At 54.0% G+C, this 26513-nt stretch carries 21 protein-coding genes; 15 read left to right on the forward strand and 6 right to left on the reverse strand.

Annotated features, from left to right (window positions below):
* The first annotated feature begins 5 nt into the window (after positions 1–5).
* Complete coding sequence (locus GHC22_RS17375) at positions 6–2150, forward strand: hypothetical protein (RefSeq protein WP_153753640.1); 2145 nt, start codon at positions 6–8, stop codon at positions 2148–2150.
* The gene (locus GHC22_RS17380; RefSeq protein WP_153753641.1) at positions 2120–2836 is read left to right on the forward strand and encodes a DUF3142 domain-containing protein; all 717 of its coding nucleotides are present in this window, start codon (positions 2120–2122) and stop codon (positions 2834–2836) included. The genes GHC22_RS17375 and GHC22_RS17380 overlap by 31 nt, the downstream gene beginning before the upstream one ends.
* On the opposite strand, the gene cueR is transcribed toward GHC22_RS17380, so the two are convergent.
* Complete coding sequence (gene cueR, locus GHC22_RS17385) at positions 2833–3243, reverse strand: Cu(I)-responsive transcriptional regulator (protein WP_008783984.1); 411 nt, start codon at positions 3241–3243, stop codon at positions 2833–2835. The two genes, GHC22_RS17380 and cueR, sit on opposite strands and share 4 nt — an antisense overlap.
* A 290-nt stretch (positions 3244–3533) precedes the next feature.
* Between cueR and GHC22_RS17390 the strand changes: the two genes are divergently transcribed.
* From GHC22_RS17390 to ybaK, 10 genes are all read left to right on the forward strand, one after another.
* Positions 3534–5678: a TonB-dependent siderophore receptor gene (locus GHC22_RS17390; RefSeq protein ID WP_153753642.1), complete on the forward strand. Its 2145-nt coding sequence runs from the start codon at positions 3534–3536 to the stop codon at positions 5676–5678.
* Between the two features lie 2 nt (positions 5679–5680).
* Positions 5681–6505 carry a hemin ABC transporter substrate-binding protein gene (locus tag GHC22_RS17395; RefSeq protein ID WP_111465976.1) on the forward strand — a complete coding sequence of 275 codons (825 nt, stop codon included), beginning with the start codon at positions 5681–5683 and terminating at the stop codon, positions 6503–6505.
* A gap of 18 nt (positions 6506–6523) precedes the next feature.
* Positions 6524–7861 carry a heme anaerobic degradation radical SAM methyltransferase ChuW/HutW gene (hutW, locus tag GHC22_RS17400; protein ID WP_111465977.1) on the forward strand — a complete coding sequence of 446 codons (1338 nt, stop codon included), beginning with the start codon at positions 6524–6526 and terminating at the stop codon, positions 7859–7861.
* A 12-nt stretch (positions 7862–7873) separates the two neighbouring features.
* Positions 7874–8368, forward strand: a complete 495-nt coding sequence (gene hutX, locus GHC22_RS17405) for a heme utilization cystosolic carrier protein HutX (protein WP_032942563.1) — start codon at positions 7874–7876, stop codon at positions 8366–8368.
* Positions 8368–8991 carry an anaerobilin reductase gene (gene chuY / locus GHC22_RS17410; protein WP_153753643.1) on the forward strand — a complete coding sequence of 208 codons (624 nt, stop codon included), beginning with the start codon at positions 8368–8370 and terminating at the stop codon, positions 8989–8991. Before hutX ends, chuY begins: the two co-directional genes overlap by 1 nt.
* Before the next feature lie 51 nt (positions 8992–9042).
* Complete coding sequence (locus tag GHC22_RS17415; RefSeq protein WP_048235958.1) at positions 9043–10035, forward strand: iron ABC transporter permease; 993 nt, start codon at positions 9043–9045, stop codon at positions 10033–10035.
* Positions 10032–10802, forward strand: coding sequence for a heme ABC transporter ATP-binding protein (locus GHC22_RS17420; protein ID WP_153753644.1), 771 nt, complete (start codon positions 10032–10034; stop codon positions 10800–10802). The genes GHC22_RS17415 and GHC22_RS17420 overlap by 4 nt, the downstream gene beginning before the upstream one ends.
* A gap of 147 nt (positions 10803–10949) precedes the next feature.
* Positions 10950–13451, forward strand: coding sequence for a copper-exporting P-type ATPase CopA (gene copA, locus GHC22_RS17425; protein ID WP_153753645.1), 2502 nt, complete (start codon positions 10950–10952; stop codon positions 13449–13451).
* A 153-nt stretch (positions 13452–13604) separates the two neighbouring features.
* Complete coding sequence (locus GHC22_RS17430) at positions 13605–14399, forward strand: TraB/GumN family protein (protein ID WP_153753646.1); 795 nt, start codon at positions 13605–13607, stop codon at positions 14397–14399.
* 201 nt (positions 14400–14600) lie between these two features.
* A complete protein-coding gene (gene ybaK / locus GHC22_RS17435) occupies positions 14601–15080 on the forward strand; it encodes a Cys-tRNA(Pro)/Cys-tRNA(Cys) deacylase YbaK (protein WP_003831056.1) in 480 nt (159 codons plus the stop codon).
* Positions 15081–15187: 107 nt separating this feature from the next.
* Here ybaK and ushA read toward each other — a convergent pair whose 3' ends face one another.
* Positions 15188–16840, reverse strand: coding sequence for a bifunctional UDP-sugar hydrolase/5'-nucleotidase UshA (gene ushA, locus GHC22_RS17440; protein WP_057067773.1), 1653 nt, complete (start codon positions 16838–16840; stop codon positions 15188–15190).
* A gap of 174 nt (positions 16841–17014) precedes the next feature.
* Here ushA and GHC22_RS17445 point away from each other — a divergent pair, with 174 nt between their 5' ends.
* Together GHC22_RS17445 and ybaL are read left to right on the forward strand one after the other, a co-directional pair.
* Positions 17015–18235 (forward strand): MFS transporter, encoded by a 1221-nt coding sequence (locus tag GHC22_RS17445; protein WP_088902648.1) that lies wholly within the window; start codon positions 17015–17017, stop codon positions 18233–18235.
* Between the two features lie 225 nt (positions 18236–18460).
* A complete protein-coding gene (gene ybaL / locus GHC22_RS17450; protein ID WP_048214776.1) occupies positions 18461–20140 on the forward strand; it encodes a YbaL family putative K(+) efflux transporter in 1680 nt (559 codons plus the stop codon).
* Between the two features lie 45 nt (positions 20141–20185).
* Here the strand turns inward: ybaL and gsk are convergent, their stop codons facing one another.
* Positions 20186–21490, reverse strand: a complete 1305-nt coding sequence (gsk, locus tag GHC22_RS17455; RefSeq protein WP_003021781.1) for an inosine/guanosine kinase — start codon at positions 21488–21490, stop codon at positions 20186–20188.
* A 152-nt stretch (positions 21491–21642) separates the two neighbouring features.
* Here gsk and aes point away from each other — a divergent pair, with 152 nt between their 5' ends.
* Positions 21643–22602, forward strand: a complete 960-nt coding sequence (aes, locus tag GHC22_RS17460; RefSeq protein WP_153753647.1) for an acetyl esterase — start codon at positions 21643–21645, stop codon at positions 22600–22602.
* On the opposite strand, the gene hemH is transcribed toward aes, so the two are convergent.
* From hemH to htpG, 3 genes are all read right to left on the reverse strand, one after another.
* Positions 22599–23561 (reverse strand): ferrochelatase, encoded by a 963-nt coding sequence (hemH, locus tag GHC22_RS17465; protein WP_003831052.1) that lies wholly within the window; start codon positions 23559–23561, stop codon positions 22599–22601. The genes aes and hemH overlap by 4 nt on opposite strands.
* A gap of 163 nt (positions 23562–23724) precedes the next feature.
* A complete protein-coding gene (gene adk, locus GHC22_RS17470) occupies positions 23725–24369 on the reverse strand; it encodes an adenylate kinase (RefSeq protein ID WP_003021773.1) in 645 nt (214 codons plus the stop codon).
* A gap of 231 nt (positions 24370–24600) precedes the next feature.
* Positions 24601–26475, reverse strand: a complete 1875-nt coding sequence (htpG, locus tag GHC22_RS17475; RefSeq protein ID WP_032942554.1) for a molecular chaperone HtpG — start codon at positions 26473–26475, stop codon at positions 24601–24603.
* Positions 26476–26513: the final 38 nt, after the last annotated feature.

Genomic DNA, 26513 nt, shown 5'->3' on the forward strand with positions numbered 1-26513 from the left:
AGACTATGGTCAGGAAGACACCCCTTGCCTTTGCCCTTTGCACATTGCTGACCGCCGCCCCGCAGGCATTCGCTTCGTTCGATATGGAAGACTGCAAATGGAGCGACGACAGCTGCCTGCTGAAGGGAACGCCGACCTTTAACCCTGAAAACGACAGCCGCGACAACCTGCTGCGGCTGCTGAGCCAGGAAAAATCATTTGCTCTGCCCGTGCAGTCGATGCCCGCAGACATCACTCGCTCCCGCGATTTCTATTTTGCCTATCACCCGCAATGGGATGAGGCTGCCCCGCAAACAGCGGCAGCTCAGGCATCCGCCGCGGACAGTCCTCTCTCCCGACAGATGGCCGAGCTGAACATTAGCGCCGACGAAATAAACATCAATGACGCTGAGCTAGAGAACCGTCATGTTTCGAATAACGCCGAGAGCGTTAGCGCCTTTTTTGCCGCGCTGTTGGCTGATTCCACATTAACAGCGGAACAGCGTCAGGCTTTAGCCCAGGCGCGTACGGGACTGCTTTCTGGGGCAACCCGCGAGCAAATTGAGTCTTCTCTTGCCACCTTCCCGGCAGATTCTCAAGCTCTGCCCTATAAAAGCTATCTGGCAGCAGCCGCCAGTTTCTATGCCGGTGATTATGCCAGTGCCGAACGGGATTTCACTCAGCTTGCCAAAAGCGATCGTCCGTGGTTAGCAGAGACCGCGCAATACATGCTGATGCGCACGGCGTTGAACAAGAGCAGTCAGAACAGTGTGGGCGAGTACGGCGATTTTGATATTGCGAAAATTAACCGCGAGGATGCCACTCAGGCTCAAGAGTTGGCGCAGGCCTATCTGCAGCGTTTTCCCCAAGGACTCTACGCTGACTCTTCACGAGGCATGTTGCGTCGCATCAACTGGTATTTACAGTCATGGCCGCAGCTGGCCGGGTTGTATGAACAGACTTTGCAGCAGTCGGCAGACGCACGGCAACTGCGCGAAAATGTCATCGAATACGATAATGTCTATGGCATGGCGTTCTACGACCAGTCCGTCGTTGAGGCCTTCCCCGACGCGCCGCGAGTCAGCTATATCGAGCTACTACGCGCGCTGCGCCTGGATAACAATAACAAACCGACACTGACGCAGGCACAGCTCGACGCCAGCAAACCGGTGTTTGAACAAAGCCAAAAACTGCCGCTATGGCGCGATCTGCAACTGAATCTGTGGCTGGCAACGTGCAACTACGCGGCAATTATTCAGGCAGTTACGCCAGCGCAGAAACTTGCCGCTCACGATACCCTCGCCTTCAGCGAACAGGTGCTGTACGGCGAAGCGTTGATGGGCCAGAAGAAATGGGCCGAGGCGCGCGATTTTTGGCAGCAGTTGTTAAAACTCAGCCAGGATAACGAACAGCAGCAATATGTGCAGGCTAAGCTCACTGCGACGCTGGTATATAGCGGCGACGTGGCGGCAGTTTTCGCACCGAATAGCGCGGTGACCAACCTGCGCTTTCGTTCGCAGGTACTGAAAACGCAGGCCACACCAGAACTGCTGCGCCAGCAGGCCGTTCATGGCCCGAATAACGAAGAGCGTACCATTGCGTTGCATACGCTGCTGGTGCGGGATCTAACAGAGAATCGTTTTGGCGACTGGCTTACTGACAGAAAGCTGGCCAGCGCGATTACATCACCGGTCATTGGCGAAGCGTTTGATGACGTTAACCTGAGCATATTCGACTGGAATGGCGACACGGCGCAGGCGGGTTATACGTGCCGCAGCCTCAATGAAACGGTAACGGTATTGAGCAAAAAAGCGGATGATGCTCACGCGCTGAACTGCCTTGGCGAATTCTTCCGCACCACGCAAACACATGTCGACCTGTGGAAAAGCAGCGCTGGCAACGACGTGCTTGAATCAGCTATCTCGCGCAAGAAACCGTTCGGCCAGTTCGACAGACAGAGCTACTACCAGCAGGTAATCACCTCACCCACCGCGGAAGTCGAAGATAAGAGCTTCGCGCTGTATCGCGCCATCATGTGCTATGCGCCATCAGGCGCTAACGAATGTGGCGGAGAAGACGTGGACAAATTGCAGCGTAAGGGCTGGTTCACCCAACTGAAAACGCAGTATCCGGGAAGCCCGTGGGCGCAAAAACTCAAATATTACTGGTAACCGCACTGCTTCTCGGCCAGGCACAGGCGGCGGATATCGTCGCCGCCCGTGAACATTCAGCCTTCTGGCTGTGGTCTGGGGTGAAAGCCAGTGACGAGCTGAAAGACGCGCAAACGGTTTATCTGCACCAGGGCGAGGTACTGGTTCGTTCCGGTAACGTGGTGTTCCAGCGCCTCGGACTGCCGGTCAGTCGTCTGTCTTTTCCCTCAATCTGGCTGACCGTACGCTTTACAACCCTCGACGTACCGGAAGAGATCCCGGCGCGTATCATACGGTTGATGCAGCGCTGGCAGACCGCCGGGAATCACGTCGTCGGCCTGCAGGTTGATTTTGACGCTGCGACCCATCAACTGACCGACTACGCCCGCTTTCTGCAGCAACTGCGCCAACAGCTCCCGGCCGAGTTTGCGCTAGGCGTAACCGGACTACTGGATTGGGCAAAAACGGGCGACGTCGCTACGCTGAACGCGTTGGCGGTCGATGAACTGGTGGTGCAAAGCTATCAGGGGCGTCGCACGGTGACGAATTATCAGGCGTATCTACCCGCGCTGAGCCGCCTGCGCATTCCATTTAAGCTGGGACTGGTGCAAAACGGTAGCCGAGATCCACTGGCTGAAGCGCAGCTTGAGAAATCTCCGTGGTACCGCGGCACGGTGGTGTTTATGCTTAATCCTTCTCGCCGTTAAGCCTTCGCTTTGTGATGGCAGCAGCCGGAGAGATTATCCATAATCGGACATTCAGCGCTGTCATCACCCGGGCAACTGTCCGCCAGCGCCAGTAAATGCAAGCGCATGGCCTGCAGCTCACTGATATGCCGCTCAATATCCGCCACCTTTTCCAGGGTGCGCTTTTTCACATCCGCGCTGTGACGCGCCGGATCGTTAAACAGGTTTACCAGCTCGCCGCACTCTTCCAGATTAAATCCAACCTGCCGCGCCTGACGCAGCAACGTCAGTTCATTCAGATGCTGTTGGTTGTAAGTGCGATAGCCATTGTCACTACGCAGCGGCGGCGTCACCAGTCCTTTCTCTTCATAAAAGCGAATGGCTTTGCTGGTTAAACCGGTTTTTTTCGCAACATCGCTAATATTCACATTTCCCCCGCGGTGCTTGTTGGTGCTGAGCCACATTATAGCCCAGATTGCCGTAATCATTTACCCGAGAAATCTGCACATTATAAGCCAACAAAGAGATGAATAAATCCTTTCTATTCACATTGTTATACCCGATACAGATCACATTTCAGTATTTATTGACCGTACAAAATTGACTCAAATCAAAAGATATATTGGTTATGCATCTTTCATATTGAACAAAGGGAAACATTTTTATATACAAATACGAATGATAATGATGATCATTTACATTTAATAAAGGTTCTCTTATGTTGCCACGGATTAACCAAAGGCCATTTATTCTTTCAGCCCTGACATTATGCATGTCCGGCGCTGCTTCTGCAGCTACCTCTACAACACACGCTTCAGCGCCCGACGATGATACGGTGATCGTCACGGCTAACCGCTCTGAAAGTAGTCTCTGGGATAGCCCGGCAACTATTCAGGTTATCGATCGCCAGACGCTGCAAAACTCCACCAGCGTTTCTATTGCTGATGATTTACAAGATATTCCCGGCGTCGAAGTCACCGATAACGCCCTCGCTGGCCGGAAACAAATTCATATCCGTGGCGAAGCCTCTTCGCGGGTGCTGATTTTGATCGACGGCCAGGTCGTCAGCTACCAGCGCGCCGGGCAAAACTACGGGGCCGGTTTGCTGATTGACGAATCCGCGCTGGAACGGATTGAAGTAGTAAAAGGCCCCTACTCTGTCCTTTACGGTTCGCAGGCGATTGGCGGTGTCGTAAACTTTATTACGAAAAAAGGCGGCGATAAGCCTCTCGGCGGCAGCGTTAAGGCCGTTTATAACTCCGCAACGGCAGGATGGGAAGAATCAGCAGCAGCCTGGGGCAGCATCGGAAACTTTGACTACCGCATCAATGGCAGCTACTCCGACCAGGGGGACCGCGATACGCCTGACGGGAGATTGTCCGACACCAATTTCCGTAATAACGGCCAGGGCGTGTGGCTTGGCTACAATTTCGATCGCCATAAAATCGGACTCTCCCTCGATCGTTACAAACTGTCTACTCAAACCTGGTTTGACGATCCAGAGGGCCAGTTCGACGACTTTAGCGTCAAAATACCTAAGCTGGAACGCGAGAAAATCGGTCTTTTCTACGACTACGCGGCTGGCGGGGATTACCTGAAGAAAATCCATGTTGACGCATACACCCAGACAATAGAGCGCAAATTTGAAAACCGGGTCAAAACGACTCAGGTAATCCCCAGCCCGGCGATTAAAGCGCTGACGATAAACAATCAAACCAATACCAACGACAAACAGTATACCCAGGGGGTAACGCTGCAGGGCAATTTCTCCCTTCCCGCGAACAACGAGCTGGTGATTGGCACTCAATATCAGCATGACAAAATCAAACAGGACACGGACGGCAGTACGCGCCAGACCGCAGCTACCGGCTTCTTCGATACGCAAACCCGCACCCTGTCATACAACGAAGCGGAGCAAAGCAACACCTCATTGTTCGCGCAAAACGACTGGCGCTTTGCCGATGACTGGACCTGGACCGTAGGCGCACGCCAGTACTGGCTGTCTTCGAAGCTCAATCGCAACGATACGCAAACCCTGCAAAGCAGCGGCAGCACCTGGAATTCCACCGGGGGAAATTCAGTACACGATGATGAACTGGTGACCTCAACCAGCCTACGCTATTCCGGTTTTAAAGATCTTGAACTCCGGGCAGCATATGCCCAGGGCTATGTTTTCCCCACGCTGACTCAGCTGTTTATGCAGACGTCCGCAGGCGGAAGCGTGACCTACGGCAACCCAAACCTGAAGGCGGAACACTCGAATAACTATGAGCTGGGCGCACGGTATAAAGGGAATATGTGGCTGATTGACGGCGCCATTTATTACTCCGAAGCCAAAGACTATATCGCCAGCCTGGCCTGTTCAGGCCAACCCGTTTGCAGCGGTAATACCACCTCTTCACGGGGCGGCTATTACTACTACGAAAACATCGATCGGGCCAAAACCTGGGGCATGGAACTCACCGCAGAATACAACGGCTGGGCGGTTTCACCTTACCTGAGCGGTAATCTCATTCGCCGTCAGTACGAAGGCAATACCCTAAAAACCTGGGATACCGGCGAACCCACGCTGACCGGGCGTGTCGGCCTGAAACATACCTGGTTGATGAATGTCGCTAACGTGACGTCCGATGCCTTTATCCGCGCGGCGTCCAGCGCTAAAGATAATACCGGCACCACGGAAATCAACTACCCAGGCTGGGCCACACTTAACCTCGCATTCAACACCGAGTTCGGTCCACAGGACCAGTATCAGGTCAACCTCGCGCTCAACAACCTGACCGATAAGCGTTACAGAACCGCACATGAATCTATTCCAGATGCTGGTTTCAATGCCGCCGTTGGCTTTGCGTGGAATTTCTGACGATGAAAAAGCTCATGATTGGCTTACTGAGCCTCGCCTGCGTTTTCAGTGCCCAGTCCGCCGACCGCCTGGTGGTGGCGGGCGGCTCGCTTAGTGAACTGGTATACGCCATGGGCGTCGGCAACCGGGTGGTTGGCGTTGATGAAACCACCTCGTATCCGCCCGAAACTGCCGCACTCCCGCATATCGGCTACTGGAAGCAGTTAAGCAGCGAGGGCATTTTGTCGCTCCATCCGGACAGCTTTATCACCTGGCAGGATGCAGGTCCCCAAATCGTGTTGGATCAGTTGCGGGCGCAAAAGGTTAACGTCGTGACGTTGCCGCGCGTACCGGCCACCGTCGAACAGATGTACGCCAACATTCAAGAACTGGCTACAACACTGCACATTCCTGACCAAGGTGAGGCGCTAGTCAATCGCCTGCAGCAACGTCTGGAGCGTATTAAGCACAGCGTGGCGGCGAAAAACGCGCCGGTCAAAGCCATGTTCATTCTCTCTGCTGGCGGCAGCGCACCTCAGATCGCCGGAAAAGGCAGCGTTGCCGATGCCATTATGGCCCTCGCAGGCGCACAAAATGTCGCCACCCATGCGCAGTATAAAAGCTACAGCGCGGAGTCACTGATCGCCGCCAACCCGGAGGTGATCGTGGTGACATCACAAATGGTCGATGGCGGTCTGGCTCGCCTGAGCGCGATTGCCGGTATTACCCACACTGCGGCCTGGAAAAACCAGCGCATTGTGGCGGTAGACCAGGCGCTGATTCTGGGAATGGGACCACGCGTCGCCGATGCGGTTGAAGCCCTGCACCAGCAATTCTGGCCTCACTAATTGGATTTATTAAGAAGAATGAAAACTGAACATTCGCTGGATCTCACCGCGCATTTTGCGCTCGAGGGAAGTCAGCCATTTAAGGATCGCCGCGCCACGATGCCCTGGCGTGGGGCGATCCCGGTTGCCAAAGAGCTATTGTCACAGACCTGGCAGGAGGTCATCAACCAGCCAACCCCACCGCGTAAACGGCTGGTGTACTTGCATATTCCTTTTTGTGCAACACATTGTACTTTCTGCGGTTTTTATCAAAACCGATTTGAAGAAGACAACTGCGCCCTCTACACCAACGCGCTGTTGCGCGAAATAGAGATGGAAGCTGATAGCGCATTACATCAGTCGGCCCCCATTCACGCCGTCTATTTTGGCGGCGGTACGCCTTCTGCGCTGTCTGCACAGGACCTGGCCAGAATCATTACCGCGCTGCGTGACAAGCTACCGTTGGCGCCGGACTGCGAAATCACCATTGAGGGACGGGTGCTCAATTTTGACGATGCGCGAATTGATGCCTGCCTTGACGCTGGCGCCAATAGATTTTCAATCGGTATTCAGTCTTTTAACAGCCGAATCCGCAAGAAAATGGCGCGTACTTCGGACGGCCCGACCGCGACGGCCTTTATGCAGGGACTGGTAAAACGAGATCGTGCCGCCGTGGTGTGCGATCTGCTGTTTGGTCTGCCAGGACAAGACGCAAAACTGTGGGGCGAGGATCTGGCGATTGCCCGCGACATCGGCCTCGACGGCGTAGATCTTTATGCGCTGAATCTGATCCCTAATACACCGCTTGGCAAAGCGGTTGAAACCGGGCGCACAACCGTTCCCTCTCCCGCCGAACGCCGCGATCTCTATCTTCAGGGCTGCGATTTCATGGACAGCGCGGGCTGGCGCTGCATCAGCAACAGCCACTGGGCGCGTACCACACGGGAACGCAATCTGTACAACCTGCTGATTAAACAGGGTGCAGACTGTCTGGCATTCGGCTCTGGCGCAGGAGGGTCAGTCAATGGCTATTCCTGGATGGTCGAGCGCAACCTGAATACATGGCATGAATCTATCGCCGCCGGAAAAAAACCGCTAATGATGATGATGCGCACCGCCGAGCGTGGTTTCCAGTGGCGACACACTCTCCAGGCCGGTATTGAGACGGCCCGCGTTCCGCTGGATGAGCTGACGCCTCATGCACAAAAACTGGCCCCGCTACTGACCCAATGGCATCACGCAGGACTGACGCGAGATGCCAGCACCTGTGTACGCCTGACCAATGAAGGGCGTTTTTGGGCGAGCAATATTTTGCAGTCTCTTGATGAACTGATTCAGGAACTTAACGCGCCGCGCATTGCGGTAGAGCAACCATAAAAGGAGTGAATAATGAGCCATGTCTCTTTACAGGATTTTTTGAAAACTGAGCCGGACGGTACGCTGGAAGCTATCGCAGCCCAGTACAACACTACATTGCTGGAGGTGGTGAAAAACCTCCCTTCCCCAACGCTGGTTTCCGGCAGTCAATTTGATACCGTCTGGGAAACCGTCTGCGAATGGGGCAAAGTCACCACCCTGGTCCATACTGCTGATGTCATTCTGGAATTCACCGGTGAATTACCTTCCGGATTCCACCGCCACGGTTACTTCAACCTGCGCGGCAAAAAAGGCATGACCGGTCATATCAAGGCAGAAAACTGCACGCATATTGCCCTGATTGAACGCAAATTTATGGGAATGGACACTGCGTCCATTCTCTTCTTCAACCAGGCGGGTAGCGCTATGTTCAAAATTTTCCTCGGTCGCGATGAGCATCGACAGCTGCTGGCCGAACAGGTCAGCGCCTTTCACACGTTGTCTTCATCTTTAAAGGAACATGCCTGATGGCTCCATGGCTTATTTTTGGTGCAGGTGGAAGCGGCGTCGGCGCGAAAACGCTGGAGCTCGCACTGGCGGAGCGTCGTCCGGTGATTGCTGTCGTTCGCAATCCCCAGGTTGCTGCCGGGCTGCAGGAAAAAGGTGTGCAGGTCTTTATTGGCGACGCCTGCGACAGCCAGGTCACCGCCTGCGCCTGTCGCGCAGCGGGTCAGCATGCCACGGTGATCTCCTCCATGGGCGGTGCCCAGGATTATCTGGCGCACAGAACCGTCATTGATGAAGCAGAAAAAGCTGAGATCAAACGCATGATTCTGGTTACCTCTCTGGGCTGTGGCGACAGTTGGCCCTTTTTGTCCCCACGCGCCAGGGCCGCATTTGGCCAGGCCGTACGGGAAAAATCGTTGGCTGAAAGCTGGCTACAAACCAGTCTACTGGACTACGCCATTCTCCGCCCCGGCGGTTTGCTGAATGGTGAAGCCACAGGTCTGGCGCAACGCATACAGGCCGAGGAGTGTCATGGCTTTGTGATGCGCGCGGATGTTGCCAGGCACATTCACGAACTGGCCACGGCGCCGACACTCAAAAACCAGATTTACAGTTTAGTTGAGCCGGGACTAAAACCCGCGTAAACCCCTCGCGGCGCGGAAACTTCGCGCCGCAAAGACGTTATGGAGCGTTGCGTGCTTAAGGACTCGCTTTCTTCCGTCAGCATTCTGACGGGCCTTTCTCTCTTGCTGGTCGCTCTGATGCTGTTCGGTGCCAGCCAGGGGGCGTTGAACATTAGCTTCAGCGCCCTGTTCAACGACGAATACCGAGATATCTGGTTGAACATCCGCCTGCCCCGCGTACTGCTGGCCGTTTTGGTCGGTGCTGCGCTGGCTACGGCAGGGGTCATTATGCAGGGACTTTTTCGCAATCCAATGGCCGATCCCGGCCTGCTTGGCGTCAGCAGCGGCTCCGCGCTGATGGTCGGCATCGCGATAGTTATCCCATTTTCATTCCCCGTAGTGCTGGTGTTGTATGAGCAGATGATTTTTGCCGTCGCGGGCAGCATGGTGGTCTGCACGATTATTTTCCTGATAAGTCAGCGTCATAACCACGGCGGAATGATGCAACTACTGTTAGCAGGTATCGCTATCAATGCTCTGTGCGGTTCGGCTATTGGTGTGCTGAGCTATGTGGGCGACGAACAGCAGCTACGTCAACTTACACTGTGGATGATGGGGAATCTCGGCCAGGCCCAGTGGCCAACGCTGCTGGTTGCCAGCACGTTTGTTCTTCCAGCCATTGCAGTCACCGTCTGTATGGCGGGAACGCTTAATTTGCTGCAGTTGGGTGATGAAGAGGCGCATTACCTCGGCGTAAACGTCAAACGTAAGCGCCAGCAGTTACTGTTGCTCAGCTCGCTCCTGGTTGGCGCTGCCGTTTCCGTCAGCGGCGTGATTGGCTTTATTGGCCTGGTGATCCCGCATCTGATCAGAATGACTACCGGCGCCGATCATCGCTGGTTGATTCCTTGCTCTACGTTGGCCGGTGCCTGTTTACTTCTGATTGCCGACACGCTGGCCCGCACACTTGTTCAGCCTGCCGAAATGCCCGTTGGTCTGTTAACCAGCCTGATCGGTGGACCGTATTTCCTGTGGTTAATACTGCGTAGCCGGAGGATGTCATGATCGTCGCTGAAAATCTGGTCTACCACATTCAGGGCAGACGACTGACCGATGACGTTTCCCTGACGCTACCTGATGGAGAAATCATCGCGATTCTTGGCCCGAATGGTGCCGGAAAATCGACGCTGCTTCGCCAGCTTACGGGCTATCTGCAGCCCCATAGCGGACGTTGCAGCTTGTTTGGCAAGCCGCTGAACGAGTGGTCAATCACCGAGCTGGCAAAAACCCGTGCTGCGATGCGCCAGAACAGTCATATGGCCTTCCCGTTTAGCGTGCAGGAGGTCATCCGCATGGGCAGGCATCCGTATCGTACGCGCAACACGGGCGATGAAACGGAGCACATCATGACGTTGTGTGACTGCCAGGCGCTGGCCGCGCGCGATTACCGGCACCTGTCGGGAGGAGAACAACAGCGGGTACAGCTGGCGCGTCTGCTGGTTCAACTTTGGGAGCCCGAACCCAGGCCAAAATGGTTGTTTCTCGATGAACCCACCTCCGCCCTGGATATTCACCACCAACAGCATCTTTTTCGTCTGCTGCGTCGTCTGGTAGGTGAACGACAGTTCAGCGTCTGCTGCGTCCTGCACGATCTCAACCTTGCGGCGCGCTATGCTGACCGCGTTGTATTGATGGAACGCGGCAGGATAGTTGATAACGGTCGTCCGCAGGATGTTCTGCAGCAATCGTCACTAAATGCACTGTACGGCGCCGATCTCACGGTGATGAATGAACCGCAGCATCGAACGCCGCTTATCGTTCTCAATCAATAACAGACCGGGAACGTGCTGACCTGACGTTCCCGTTTTTCTTCCTTTACGCCCTTTTTGCACCTTTTCTAAAAACTCCCTTGACCTTCCCCTAGATGGAAGGTTTAACCTTTATCACAGTCAGTTAATCCTGCAATAAAGGAGTTGGTTATGTCTCAAACAATCGATCTAACCCTGGACGGCTTGTCCTGTGGTCACTGCGTAAAACGCGTTAAAGAAAGTCTGGAGCAACGCCCGGACGTTGAGCAAGCGGATGTCACTGTGACTGAAGCGCACATCACCGGGAGCGCCAGTGCTGAAGCGCTGATTGAAACCATCAAACAAGCCGGTTACGGCGCGGAGTTAAGCCACCCAAAGGCTAAACCGCTGACGGAGTCATCAATCCCGTCGGAAGCACTGGCAGCGGTCCCTTCCGAGCTTCCGGCAGCTACGGCTGATGATGACAGCCAACAGTTGCTGTTAAACGGCATGAGCTGCGCCAGCTGTGTTATCCGCGTACAAGATGCTCTGCAAAGCGTACCGGGTGTCACGCAGGCACGGGTAAACCTGGCGGAACGTACTGCGCTGGTAATGGGCAGTGCGTCCGCCGACCAGTTAGTGAAAGCGGTGGAAAAAGCGGGCTACGGCGCAGAAGCCATTGAAGATGATGTTAAGCGCCGCGAGCGTCAGCAAGAAACCGCCATAGCAACCATGAAACGTTTTCGCTGGCAGGCGGCCGTCGCGCTGCTGTTGGGTATCCCTGTCATGGTATGGGGAATGATTGGCGAAAACATGATGGTCACTGCCGACAACCGCAGCCTGTGGCTGACGATTGGTCTGGCAACGCTTGCCGTGATGGTTTTCGCGGGCGGTCATTTTTACCGCAACGCGTGGAAAAGCCTGATGAACGGCACCGCGACTATGGATACGCTGGTGGCGCTGGGTACGGGGGTGGCATGGCTTTATTCCATGAGCGTCAACCTCTGGCCGCAATGGTTCCCGATGGAAGCGCGACACCTCTATTATGAAGCCAGTGCGATGATTATCGGTCTGATTAACCTCGGGCACATGCTGGAAGCGCGGGCTCGCCAGCGTTCGTCCAAAGCACTGGAAAAATTACTCGATCTGACGCCGCCGACCGCGCGTGTTGTTACCGACGAAGGTGAAAAGAACGTGCCGCTGGCAGACGTTCAGGCGGGAATGTTGCTGCGCCTGACCACCGGTGACCGCGTTCCGGTAGATGGCGAAATCACTCAGGGCGAAGCCTGGCTGGATGAAGCCATGCTGACCGGAGAGCCTATTCCGCAACAAAAAGGCGAAGGCGATAGCGTCCACGCCGGTACGGTCGTACAGGACGGCAGCGTGCTATTCCGCGCCAGTGCCGTTGGCAGCCACACCACGCTGTCACGCATTATTCGTATGGTGCGCCAGGCGCAAAGCAGTAAACCGGAGATTGGTAAACTAGCCGACCGTATCTCCTCAGTGTTCGTTCCGATTGTCGTCGTCATCGCGCTGGTGAGTGCGGCAATCTGGTATTTCTTCGGGCCGGCACCACAAATTGTTTATACGCTGGTGATTGCCACTACCGTACTGATTATTGCCTGCCCTTGTGCGCTGGGCCTGGCTACACCAATGTCGATTATTTCCGGTGTAGGTCGTGCCGCTGAGTTTGGGGTTCTGGTACGTGATGCCGATGCGCTGCAGCGCGCCAGTACGCTTGATACCGTCGTATTTGATAAAACCGGGACATTGACTGAAGGTAAACCGCAAGTTGTCGCCATCAAAACGTTTGGCAATACCGATGAAGCGCTGGCGATTCGTCTGGCTGCGGCCCTTGAACAGGGTTCCAGTCACCCGCTGGCCAGGGCGATTCTGGACAAAGCCGGTGATGTTACGCTGCCACAGGTCAATGGTTTCCGTACGCTGCGCGGTTTAGGCGTAAGCGGTGAAACGGAAGGTCATACGTTGCTGCTGGGCAACCAGGCACTGCTCAATGAGCAACAGGTTGATACCACTGAAATGGAAGCTGAAATCACCGCTCAGGCATCCCAGGGTTCAACCCCGGTCCTGTTGGCGATTGATGGTAAAGCGGCGGCGCTGTTAGCGGTGCGTGATCCGCTACGTAGCGACAGCGTGGCAGCACTTCAGCGCCTGCACCGCAACGGGTATCGTCTGGTGATGCTTACTGGTGACAACCCGACCACGGCTAACGCTATTGCCAAAGAAGCCGGTATTGATGAGGTGATTGCCGGTGTTCTGCCGGACGGTAAAGCCGAGGCGATTAAACGTCTGCAAAGCCAGGGGCGTCAGGTTGCCATGGTGGGTGACGGTATTAACGATGCGCCTGCGCTGGCTCAGGCCGATGTCGGAATTGCCATGGGTGGCGGCAGCGATGTGGCGATTGAAACCGCCGCGATTACGCTGATGCGTCATAGCCTGATGGGCGTTGCGGATGCACTGTCTATCTCCCGGGCAACGTTGCGTAATATGAAGCAGAACCTGGTCGGCGCGTTTATTTATAACAGCATCGGTATTCCCGTTGCCGCTGGGATCCTGTGGCCGTTCACCGGAACACTGCTGAATCCGGTCGTTGCAGGGGCGGCGATGGCACTCTCCTCCATTACTGTGGTGAGCAACGCTAACCGACTGCTGCGCTTCAAACCGAAAGAGTAACCCTCTGCCGCATGGCGCTCACGCTTATCCGGCCTACAAAGTGCAGGTAACATTGTAGGCTGGATAAGACGATTTCGCGTCGCCATCCGGCGATTCTCGCATTGCACCTTCCTGGACCACGCGCTAGCATGAAAGTCTACTTAGGGAGGTCGTATGGATCTGTTATACCGGGTAAAAACATTTTTCACCGCGCTACGCGGCAACCACTATACCTGGCCTGCCATCGACATTTCATTGCCCGGCAACCGCCATTTTCATCTGATTGGCAGTATTCACATGGGCAGTCGCGATATGGCACCTCTGCCTGCCAAATTACTCAAAAAAATCAACCATGCCGACGCGCTGATTGTCGAAGCGGATGTTTCCGGTGACGACGCGCCGTTTGCTAACCTTCCTACATTTGCCGCACTCGAAGAACGAATCAGCCCGGAGCAGTTAGAAAACCTGCGTAAAGTCACCAACGAACTGGGCATTTCCCCATCGCTGTTATCTACTCAACCGTTGTGGCAAATCGCCATGGTATTACAGGCGACACAGGCACAGCAGTTGGGTCTACGGGCAGAATACGGAATTGATTACCAATTGCTGAAAGCGGCAAAACAAGCGCATAAACCCGTTATCGAGCTGGAGGGCGCATCCAGTCAAATCGAGCTGTTATGTCAGTTGCCTGATAACGGGCTGGCCCTGTTGGACGATACTCTGACGCACTGGCATACCAATGCCAGATTGTTGCAACAAATGATGGGCTGGTGGCTTAAAACACCGCCACGCAATAGCGAACTGACGCTTCCCAATACCTTTAGCCAGTCGTTGTATGACGTTTTGATGCATCAACGCAACACAGCCTGGCGCGATCGGCTCAGGGCGATGCCTGCTGGTCATTACGTCGTGGCCGTTGGCGCGTTGCATCTGTACGGAGAGGGAAATTTGCCGGAGATGTTACGGTAAAAAAAATGGCCAATATTTCTATTGGCCCGTCAAAGAGGAATTTCATCATTATTATGATCCCAATGCTTAAAGCATCGGTGTAGTTCGATTGTCGCTCAAAGTCATCATCCTGCCAATACTATTGCGCAAGATGGTACTATTTTTTAGACAGACATCAGGCGTATGCTTGAGTCGTATTTTGTCTGGTCCAGGAAAATTGCTATGACACCCGCCGTTAAATTACTCGAAAAAAACAAAATTTCTTTCCAGATCCACACCTACGATCACGATCCGTCCGAGACGAACTTTGGTGATGAAGTGGTGCGCAAGTTAGGTCTGAATGCGGACCAGGTCTACAAAACGCTGCTGGTTGCCGTGAATGGCGATATGAAGCATCTGGCAGTTGCGGTCACGCCTGTAGCCGGTCAACTGGATCTCAAAAAGGTCGCTAAGGCTCTGGGGGCTAAAAAGGTTGATATGGCCGATCCAATGGTTGCGCAACGAACTACCGGTTATCTGGTGGGGGGGATCAGCCCATTAGGACAGAAAAAGAGATTGCCAACGCTCATTGATGCCCCTGCCCAGACGTTTGACACCATTTATGTTTCCGGCGGCAAACGCGGGCTGGATATCGAACTGGCAGCGGGCGATCTGGCGAAAATTCTGGATGCGAAATTCGCCGACATCGCACGCCGCGATTAAGCGGTTATAGAATGATTGCCTGATGGCGCGCAGCTTTAAGGCCTACAAATCGCACTGACCTGTAGGCCGGATAAGGTGCCCGCACCGCCATCCGGCACTCCGCCCTGTTACTGCCAGGTAACTTCCCCCTTCGGCTCATACACACTGGCATCCAGCGGTGAGTTCTTCTGCACGAACTCTTTCAGCACTTCTGCATCAATAAACCCGGTATTCACATAGCCTGGTTTGTTATCAATTCGCGGATAGCCATCGCCGCCGGTTGCGTTGAAGCTTAGCGTTGCCATACGATAGTTTTTGGCTGGGTCAACGGGTTCGCCTTTGATTTTCAAATCGTTAAGCTTGCCGTCTTTCGCCACAAAGCTGACGTTGGCAAACTGTGGATAGGCCCCGGAGTCCGGCTTCATTTGCGCCACGGCGGTCAGATAGTCAATCACCTCTTTCCCGCTCATGTCGGCATACACCACGATGTTTCCGAACGGCTGTACTTTCAGCACGCTCTTATAAGTGATATCGCCGCCTTCGATGGAATCACGGATGCCACCGCCGCTCATCACGCCAAAATCAGCGCTGGTTCGCGCCATTTGCGCAGCCAGCAGCAAATGTCCCATGTTGGTCTGCACGAAACGGACTTTGCTTCGGTCGCCTTCGAGGCGCGCATTGACGCTACCGATTTTCACGTCGAGCTGCGCTTTACCTTTATTCTGGAACGGCGTCAGCAGCGAAAGCATTTGCTGATTTTCAGCTATTTCCGGGGTGTAGAGTACGCGCTCACTTTTACCGTTGTCCCAGGTCACTTTTTTCTTCAGGTTGACGGGAATGAGCTGGTAGTTGACCATTTTCATTTCGCCGTTACGGAACTCAAAGTCCGCCCGGCCCACATATTTCCCCCACTCGTGCGCCTGCACAATCCAGATCCCATTTTGCTTGTCTGGCGCACACGGCGTACCTGGTACGTAATCAACCTGCTTCTTGTTCTCTGAAGCCATACACACCGGATCCTGCGAGTGACCACCTACAATCATCGCCAGCGATCCCGCCGGCAGGCTACGCGCCATTTCGACATCGCCAGGGGCGTTCGAGCCGTGGTTGCCGTTGTCATAATGTCCCATATGGGTGGTCGCGATAATGATGTCTGGCTTTTCACCCATATTCAGTTCCTGGATAACCAGTTTGGCTTCATCAGCAGGTTTACGGAACTCAATATCGGTAAAGAACTCGGGGTTGCCTATTTTCGCCGTATCGTCGGTGGTTAAACCGAGTACAGCAATTTTTAAATCCTGGCGCTTAAAGATGGCCCACGGCTTAAATAAACGCTCGCCGGTGCTTTTCTGATAGATATTGGCCGAGAGAAACGGAAATTTGGACCATTTTTCCTGCTGACGCAATACGGTCATGGGATTATCAAACTCGTGGTTTCCGACCGCCATCGCGTCATAGCCAATCAGGTTCATCCCACGAAAATCAGGTTCCGCATCCTGCAGATCAGACTCCGGTACGCCGGTATTAATGTCGCCACCGGAAAGCAGCAGTACGCTGCCCCCTTCCTCTGCCACCTCTTTACGAATACCGTCCACCAGCGTTTTTTGCGCCGCCAGTCCGTATTCTCCGTATTCGCTGCGCCAGAAGTGACCGTGATGATCGTTGGTATGCAAAATGGTAATTTTGTAGGTTTTATCTTTTTCGTACGCTTGTGCAGGCTGACCTGCCAGCGTAAATGCGGCTAATAACGCCAGCGCCACGCCCCGTTTTAAAAACTTCATATTTCTCTCCCTGAGCCAAAATCAACGACTGAAATTACAATGATATGAAATAATAGTCGAAAATGTTTTCAGAAATGAGACTTCCTTCAAACACCTTCCGCAGGTATGTTAGTCAGGTAATAATAACAAAATAGATTACCCTCATAATCGCAACCCAAACAGAAGTGACTTTCTATGGCAATAAGTGAACCAACCCAGCCTGTGGCTGGCGCGTCAGCGTCGGTTGCTAAAGCACGCACCTCATTTGGCATTTTAGGAGCGATCAGCCTCTCCCATCTGCTAAACGATATGATTCAGTCGCTGATCCTGGCGATTTATCCGCTATTGCAGTCAGAGTTCTCGCTAACGTTCATGCAGATCGGGATGATCACCCTAACCTTCCAGCTTGCTTCCTCGCTGCTGCAACCGGTGGTGGGTTACTGGACGGACAAATACCCGATGCCGTGGTCGCTGCCCATAGGGATGTGCTTCACGCTGAGCGGGCTTGTTTTGCTGGCTATGGCCGGCAGCTTCCATATGGTGTTGCTCGCCGCGGCGCTGGTTGGCACCGGCTCTTCGGTATTTCATCCGGAATCGTCCCGCGTGGCACGCATGGCCTCCGGTGGTCGTCACGGCCTGGCACAGTCAATTTTCCAGGTTGGCGGCAACTTCGGCAGCTCTCTGGGACCCTTGCTGGCAGCTGTCATCATCGCGCCATATGGTAAGGGTAATGTGGCCTGGTTTGTTCTGGCTGCGTTATTAGCGATTGTCGTCCTGGCACAAATCAGCCGTTGGTATGCCGCGCAGCATCGGATGAGTAAAGGAAAACCGAAAGTTGCCATCGTAAATCCGTTACCGCGCAATAAAGTGGTGCTGGCGGTAAGCATCCTGCTGGTGCTGATTTTCTCCAAATATTTCTATATGGCGAGCATCAGCAGCTATTACACCTTTTATCTGATGCAAAAATTCGGATTATCGGTACAAAATGCCCAGTTTCATCTGTTTGCCTTCCTGTTTGCCGTCGCGGCCGGGACGTTGATTGGCGGACCATTAGGCGATAAAATTGGCAGAAAATATGTTATTTGGGGCTCTATCCTCGGCGTTGCGCCATTTACCCTCGTTTTACCCTACGCAACTCTGGAATGGACCGGGATTTTAACCGTGATCATTGGTTTTATCCTCGCATCGGCGTTTTCTGCTATTTTGGTCTACGCGCAGGAGCTGCTTCCTGGGCGTATCGGCATGGTTTCTGGGCTATTTTTCGGGTTTGCCTTCGGCATGGGCGGCTTGGGAGCCGCGGTGCTAGGGCTGATAGCCGACCATACCAGCATCGATTTGGTCTACAAAATATGTGCTTTCCTGCCACTTCTGGGGATACTGACCATATTCTTACCTGATAACCGACACAAAGCCTGATTTTCTGACGGCCAAAAGTAAATTTTGGCCGTCATTACTTGCAGTAGCCATCAGCCTTTACCTCTCACATATCACCATACTTTTCCGATCCGTGCTTTTTTACGCTTAAAATCCCGTTTTCTTCAAAATTCAATAATTATTCATAAACATAAACATTAAAATTGTCATAAACTATTACTCGTAGTTTGGGTTTTCAGGATCATCACAGCAACCAAAGGAGACGGAATGCATCACGCCACCCCGCTTATCACCACCATTGTCGGCGGCCTTGTGCTCGCTTTTATATTAGGCATGATTGCCAATAAACTGCGTATTTCTCCTCTGGTGGGATATCTGTTAGCGGGCGTTCTGGCCGGTCCATTTACACCTGGTTTTGTTGCTGATACTAAGCTCGCGCCAGAGCTGGCCGAGCTTGGCGTTATTCTGCTGATGTTTGGCGTGGGGTTGCACTTTTCGTTGAAGGATTTGATGGCGGTAAAGTCTATCGCCATTCCCGGCGCGATTGCCCAGATAGCGGTGGCAACGCTGCTGGGTATGGCGCTTTCCGCCATATTGGGCTGGTCACTGATGGTGGGGATCGTGTTTGGTCTGTGTCTTTCAACCGCCAGTACCGTGGTGCTACTGCGCGCGCTTGAAGAACGACAGCTCATTGACAGCCAGCGCGGGCAAATTGCCATTGGCTGGTTGATTGTCGAAGATCTGATGATGGTGCTGACGCTGGTTCTCCTGCCAGCCGTCGCCGGGATGCTGGAAAAAGAAGACGTCGGCTTCGCCTCGCTGGCCGTCGATATGGGCATTACCATCGGTAAGGTGGTGGCGTTTATCGCGATTATGATGCTGGTGGGTCGTCGCCTGGTACCGTGGATTATGGCCCGCAGCGCCGCAACCGGTTCACGCGAACTGTTTACCCTCTCTGTCCTCGCCCTCGCCTTAGGTATCGCCTTTGGCGCAGTAGAGCTGTTCGATGTCTCCTTTGCGCTGGGCGCGTTCTTCGCCGGTATGGTGCTGAATGAATCTGAACTAAGCCACCGTGCGGCGCATGATACTCTGCCGCTGCGCGATGCGTTCGCCGTGCTGTTCTTCGTCTCCGTCGGGATGCTGTTCGATCCGTTAGTTCTGATCCAGCAGCCGTTGGCGGTACTGGGCACGCTGGCGATTATCATCTTTGGTAAATCCCTTGCCGCCTATTTCCTGGTGCGCCTGTTTGGTCACTCCCAACGCACGGCGCTCACCATTGCCACCAGCCTCGCGCAGATTGGTGAATTTGCCTTTATCCTGGCGGGTCTGGGAATGGCGTTGAACCTGCTGCCACAGGCCGGACAGAATCTGGTGCTGGCGGGGGCAATCCTGTCCATCATGCTCAACCCGGTGCTGTTTGCGGTGTTAGAAAAATACCTCGCCAAAACAGAAACGCTGGAGGAGCAGACGCTGGAAGAGGCTATCGAAGAAGAGAAGCAAATTCCGGTGGATATCTGCAATCATGCCTTGCTGGTTGGCTTTGGTCGCGTCGGCAGCCTGCTGGGTGAGAAATTGATGGCTGCAGGGATCCCGCTGGTGGTGATCGAAACCTCGCGTACCCGGGTGGATGAACTGCGCGAGCGTGGGATCCGCGCGGTACTGGGAAATGCCGCCAACGAAGAGATTATGAATCTGGCGCATCTGGATTGCGCGCGCTGGCTGCTGTTGACCATCCCCAATGGTTATGAAGCGGGTGAAATTGTCGCTTCTGCACGTGAGAAATGCCCGTCGATTGAGATTATCGCCCGCGCACATTATGACGATGAGGTGGAATATATTACCGAACGCGGCGCCAACCAGGTCGTCATGGGTGAGCGTGAAATCGCCCGCACCATGCTGGAGCTGATTGAAACACCGCCTGCAGGTGAAGTTGCTACGGCCAGTTAATGTCCATGCCGGATAGCGTTATCGCTTATCCGGCCTATACAAGATTTAACGGTCCCAGTACGACTCTTCTAGACTGTCTTCACGTTCCGGTAAACCGCGCGTCAGGCGCGGTGAATGCTGGTTCAGCACCTGATAACTCACGCGATTAGCATACTTACACACCTGGGCTAACGACGAATAGGTCAGCCAGGTGAACTTGTGCTTGCTGGAGTTAGGCACGTTGCTGCGGTGATAGCTGTTGGCGGTAATATCATGCAGCAATGCCGCCAGCGCGCCGTCACCTGCGCCGTTGGTGTTCATTATCTTCTCAGGCCCGCCCATATACGGAGCGATGTGCGAATACACGCGCAGCGGATTGGTACAGTCTTTATGGCGCATGGCGCGGCTGAATTCGTACTGGTTAAATTCGGCAATAGCACCTGGCAGCAGCGGATGCTGGGTTTTACGTTTCACTTCTTCTTCCGTAAAGCCCGCCATATACAGACCCGCCGGACCCGCCGTGCACAGCACCAGATCCACCCAATCCAGCGCCTTGTCAGATGCCAGCAGCGGATCGTTCTCGCCGGTCAGCGCTTCAGCCTCTTCTTCATTCATCGCCAGAATAGAGACATGCTCTTTCAGGAATGCCTGCCACCACTGCGGGTTATCGGCAATGACGAATTTGGTGCCCAGGGTCAGAACCACCGGCACATTGTGTTTTTTGGCATATTCAATCGCCTTCATGGTCGCTTCCGGCATCGGCTCACCCGGTTCGCAGCGCACCAGATAGGACGTCAGCACCAGCGCGGACGCTCCGGCAATCACTGATTCAGGGATGCTATCAGCTCGTAGCTTATTCATATGCCCAGGGCTGATTGCGAAGGTACGCTCACCTGACTCGCCAATCAGTGTAAAGCAGCGGCCAATCGGTCCGTTAACGCCTTGCAGGTAATTCAGGTCGGTACGGCTGGAGGTATTGCATAAATAGCGGTAAGCATAGCTGCCAATCTCAATATTGCTGCACATCACGCCCAGCAGCACCGAGCGGTCATCCGCCAGCACAGAGTAGTTGTGCATCGTGTTACCGATAGTACCGCCCGCAAACTGATGGGTGATCAAATTTTCACGTACCAGTTCCTGGTAGAGCGCTTCTGCGACATCATCGGCAATCACCAGAGAATGCCCGGCGCTTAATCCATAACGTTTTACAAAGTCATCATCCACTTTGGCTTCAATATCCACCAGCGTCTGGTCGATACCTACCACCCAGGCTGCGCTGGTTTCATTTTCTGGCTGAATTTGTTGCAGCAACGGATCGCGCGCGCTGACGGGAAAATAGTGTTTGGATTTGCGTTTACCGGGAAATTTCATGGTCGATTTTACGGGTGGTTAACTGAGCGATGCATGGTAGCACATTCCCTGCCACGCATGCGATGCGGCGCTAAGTTTCAATATCAGACGGTGAGATCGCAGTTTATACGGGATTAATTTCTACAATAACTCACCTTCACAAGGAGCGTTTTATGAAGCCGGAAAACAAGATCCCCGTACTCGACAGAATTTCGGATGAAATGAAAAGCGTGGTGAATTTTCATCGCGACGATCTGCCGCCGTGGCCCGCTGCAGATGACTTCGTGGCCCAGCGCCAACACTACATTCATGAACGGCAGTTGTGGAATGCCGATGCCCCAGAGATGAATACCCGCGAATGCGTTATTTCTACCGCATGCGGCCCCGTGGCCACACGTATTTACTCACCGCAGCCTCATAGCCTGGCAACGTTGTATTATCTGCACGGCGGCGGTTTTATTCTCGGTAATCTGGATACCCACGACCGTATTATGCGCTTGCTGGCGCGCTATACGCAGTGCACGGTACTTGGTATCGACTATTCGCTTGCGCCAGAAGCCCGTTTCCCGCAAGCCATCGAAGAGATTGCCGCCGTCTGCCAGTATTTTCATCAGCACGCTGGCGACTATTCTCTTAATGTGAATCATATCGGTTTTGCGGGCGATTCCGCCGGAGCCATGCTGGCGCTTGCCAGTGCGCTGTGGCTGCGGGATAAACGCATTGTCTGCGGCAAGGTGGCTGGGGTGCTGTTGTGGTATGGGCTTTACGGCCTGCAGGATTCACTGAGCCGACGGCTGATGGGCGGAGCGTGGGATGGGTTAACCCGCGAGGACTTGCAGATGTACGAAAACGCGTACCTGCGTAGCGCTGACGATCGCGAGTCACCGTATTATTGCCTGTTTAATAACGATCTGACACGTGACGTGCCACCGTGTTTTATCGCTGGCGCTGAGTTTGATCCGCTGATTGACGATAGCCGCTTACTATTCCAGACGTTGCAGGCGCATCAGCAGCCCTGCCAGTACAAAATGTACCCCGGTACGCTGCACGCCTTCCTGCACTATTCGCGAATGATGAAAACCGCCGACGATGCGTTACGGGAAGGCGCTCGTTACTTCAGAGCCCAGCTTTAACGGTAAGCGTCGGTCAGTTTAACCATCATTTCGATATGTTCCGGTGCGGCATTAAGCGCCGGAATATACTCATATTGCTTACCGCCAGCTTCGAGGAAAATCTCCCGGTTTTGTACCGCTATCTCTTCCAGCGTTTCGAGGCAATCTGCCGAGAAGCCCGGACACATAACCTGGATATGTTGTGTCCCTTTCTCCGCCAGCATTTTTAACGTTTCGTCGGTATACGGCGTCAGCCACGGTTCGCGACCAAAGCGAGACTGGAAGGTCATCATTACTTTTTCTGGCGGCAGACCAAGCGCTGAAACCAGCTCTCGGGTGGTATCGCGACAGCGCTGCGGGTAGTCATCGCCTTCATCGGCGTAACGCTGCGGAATGCCGTGGTAGGAGAGCAGCAGCAAATCAGGTTCACCGTGTTGAGCAAATGAATCCCTGGCACTCTTCGCCAGCGCATCAATGTAGCTGCTGTCATCGGCGTAATCACGAATAAATGAAACGCCAGGAATACCGCGTTTACGCGCTAAGATACGCGCCAGTTCGTCCCAGACGGCCGCTACCGTCGAACAGGAATATTGCGGGTACAGCGGTAACACCACCATGTGTTCAACCCCGCTTGCCAACAGTTCATCGACCGCGCTTTCAAGCGACGGCGAACCGTAGCTCATTCCCAGCGCGACAGGGGTATTTGGTAGGCGTTCTGCCAGCGCCCGCTGTTGTGCCTTGCTATAAACCATCAGCGGAGAACCGTCTTCCATCCAGATTGACTGGTACAGCTTGGCTACGCGTGGCGCACGCAACGGTAAAATCACCCCGCGCAGCAGCGGCCACCACAGTGCAGGTGACGTATCAACTACGCGTGGATCGCTTAAAAACTGGCGCAGGTAGCGCTTAACGGCTTCGGGGGTTGGGGCATCGGGAGTGCCGAGGTTTGCCAGCAGGATACCGGTTTTCGTCTGACGCATTACCGCCTCTTATCGATTCAAATTGTTGATAATTGTAGCGGAAAAGCGATAAAGAAGAACTAATTGCTGTGAGAGGTAAGACGAGAATTTGCCTGATGGCGCTACGCTTATCAGGCCTACGCGATAATGGCAGGCCTGATAAGAGGTTTATTACGCGAAAAAATTAGCCGAGGATTTTTTCCAGCGCTGCGCGCACGTCAGCAACGGCCTGGGTGCCGTCAACTTTCGCGTATTTGGTGTTACCCGCCTGCGCTTCTTTAGAGTAGTAGCCGATCAGCGGAGCGGTCATCTGATGGTATTCCACCAGGCGCTTACGTACAGTTTCTTCTTGATCGTCTTTACGGGTGGTCAGCTCTTCGCCGGTCACGTCGTCTTTACCTTCAACCTTAGGCGGGTTGAATTTGATGTGGTAAACGCGGCCAGAAGCAGCGTGTACGCGACGACCTACAATACGGTCAACGATCAGTTCGTCAGGAACATCGAACTCCAGAACGTAGTCCACGTTGATGCCCGCTTCTTTCATGGCGTCTGCCTGCGGAATAGTACGCGGGAAGCCATCCAGCAGGAAACCATTACGGCAGTCTTCCTGAGCAATACGCTCTTTTACCAGCGCGATCACCAGCTCATCAGTCACCAGCTTACCGGCGTCCATGATGTCTTTCGCTTGTTTGCCCAGCTCGGAGCCAGATTTCACGGCGGCACGCAGCATATCACCGGTGGAGATTTGCGGAATACCATACTTCTCCATGATGAACTGAGCCTGAGTTCCTTTACCCGCGCCCGGAGCGCCAAGCAGAATGATACGCATTACGAAAATCCCCTTAAAGGTTGTCGATATTTTTTAAAAAGCGCTAAACGATACCACCATCACGCAATTGGCTCAAGAAAGACGCCCGACGCTGAAACGGTTAACGGTGGGAAAATTAAAAATAAGGCGAGAAAATGCCGGATGGCGGTGGAAACACCGTATCCGGCATACTATTACGAGATGCTGTAGGCCGGATAAGCGTTAACGCCATCCGGCATTACATTACGGGTATCAGGACACCAGCAACTGGTTCATACGACGGATGAACTGGTTCGGGTCTTCCAGCGTGCCGCGCTCAGCAAACAGCGCCTGATCCAGCAGCAGTTCGACCCATTCTTTGAACTGCGCTTCGTCCTGGGTATCTGCCGTGCGTTTTACCAGCACGTGGTCCGGGTTGAGTTCAAAGATATATTTCACTTCCGGTACGGCCTGGCCCGCAGCGGCAAACAGTTTCGCCATCTGGGTGCTCATTTCATCCGCATCGGTGGTGACGATGGCTGGCGTGTCGGTCAGACGGTGCGTCAGACGCACTTCTTTCACGCGGTCGCCCAGCAGGGTTTTCACGCGCTCAACGAACGGCGTCAGCGCTTTTTCCGCTTCTTTTGCCGATTCATCAACTTCATCCGCCAGCTTGTCGATGGACTCGTCAGCTTTGGCAACAGACTGGAATGCCTTACCGTCGAACTCGGTCAGGTAGTTCATCATCCACTCATCGATGCGGTCAGAAAGCAGCAGCACTTCGATGCCTTTCTTACGCAGCAGTTCCAGGTGCGGGCTGCTCTTCGCTGCCGCATAGCTGTCTGCGGTGATGTAGTAGATTTTCTCCTGCCCTTCTTTCATACGCGACACGTAGTCTTCCAGCGACACGGTCTGTGCGGAGGAGTCAGTGTGCGTAGACGCGAAGCGCATCAGCTTAGCGATCGTTTCCTGGTTGGCGTGATCTTCCGCCGGGCCTTCTTTCAGTACCAGGCCGAACTGTTTCCAGAAGGTCTGGTATTTTTCCGCGTCGTCTTTCGCCAGTTTTTCCAGCATCTGCAGTACGCGTTTGGTCAGCGCGCTGCGCAGGTTACGGGTGACGGTGCTGTCCTGCAGGATCTCACGGGAAACGTTCAGCGGCAGATCGTTGGAATCTATCAGACCGCGCACAAAGCGCAGGTAGTTCGGCATGAACTGCTCGGCGTCGTCCATAATAAACACACGCTGGACGTACAGTTTCAGACCATGCTTGTGATCGCGGTTCCACATATCCCACGGAGCCTGGGACGGGATGTACAGCAGGCTGGTGTACTCCTGCTTACCTTCCACACGGTTATGGCTCCAGGTCAGCGGGTCAGTGAAGTCGTGGGCGATGTGCTTGTAGAACTCGTTGTATTCGTCGTCTTTGATTTCCGACTTGTTACGGGTCCACAGCGCCTGCGCTTTGTTGATCTTTTCCCAGGAAACCACGGTCTCGCCGTCTTTTTCTTCGGATTTTTCGATCTCTACCGGCAGCGCGATATGGTCGGAATATTTGCTGATGATGGAACGTACGCGCCAGTCATCAAGGAACTCATCTTCGCCTTCACGCAGATGTAGGGTGATTTCGGTGCCGCGATCGTCTTTGGTGATATCGGCAACGGTGTACTCACCTTCGCCCGCAGATTCCCAGAACACGCCGTTTTCCGGCTTATCGCCCGCAGCGCGGGTACGCACGGTGACTTTGTCCGCCACGATGAACGCAGAGTAGAAACCCACCCCGAACTGGCCGATCAACTGGCTGTCTTTCGCCTGATCGGATCCCATGGATTCGAGGAAAGATTTAGTACCGGATTTCGCAATGGTCCCCAGATGATCGATAACGTCATCACGGTTCATCCCCACGCCGTTATCGGCAATGGTCAACGTACGTTTATCTTTATCGAAGGAAACACGTACACGCAGCTCACCGTCGCCTTCATACAGGTCCGGGTTAGACAGGGCGCGGAAACGCAGCTTGTCTGCCGCATCCGAGGCGTTAGAGATAAGCTCACGCAGGAAGATTTCTTTATTGGAATACAGAGAATGGATCATCAGGTGCAGAAGTTGTTTTACTTCTGACTGAAAACCACGAGTTTCTTGTCCTTTCATGTAGATCTACCTCAACAATGCCATTTTCAATGGTAAAA

Origin of the sequence: Citrobacter sp. H12-3-2 (genome assembly GCF_009649895.1) — a bacterium.
GTDB lineage: Bacteria > Pseudomonadota > Gammaproteobacteria > Enterobacterales > Enterobacteriaceae > Citrobacter > Citrobacter portucalensis.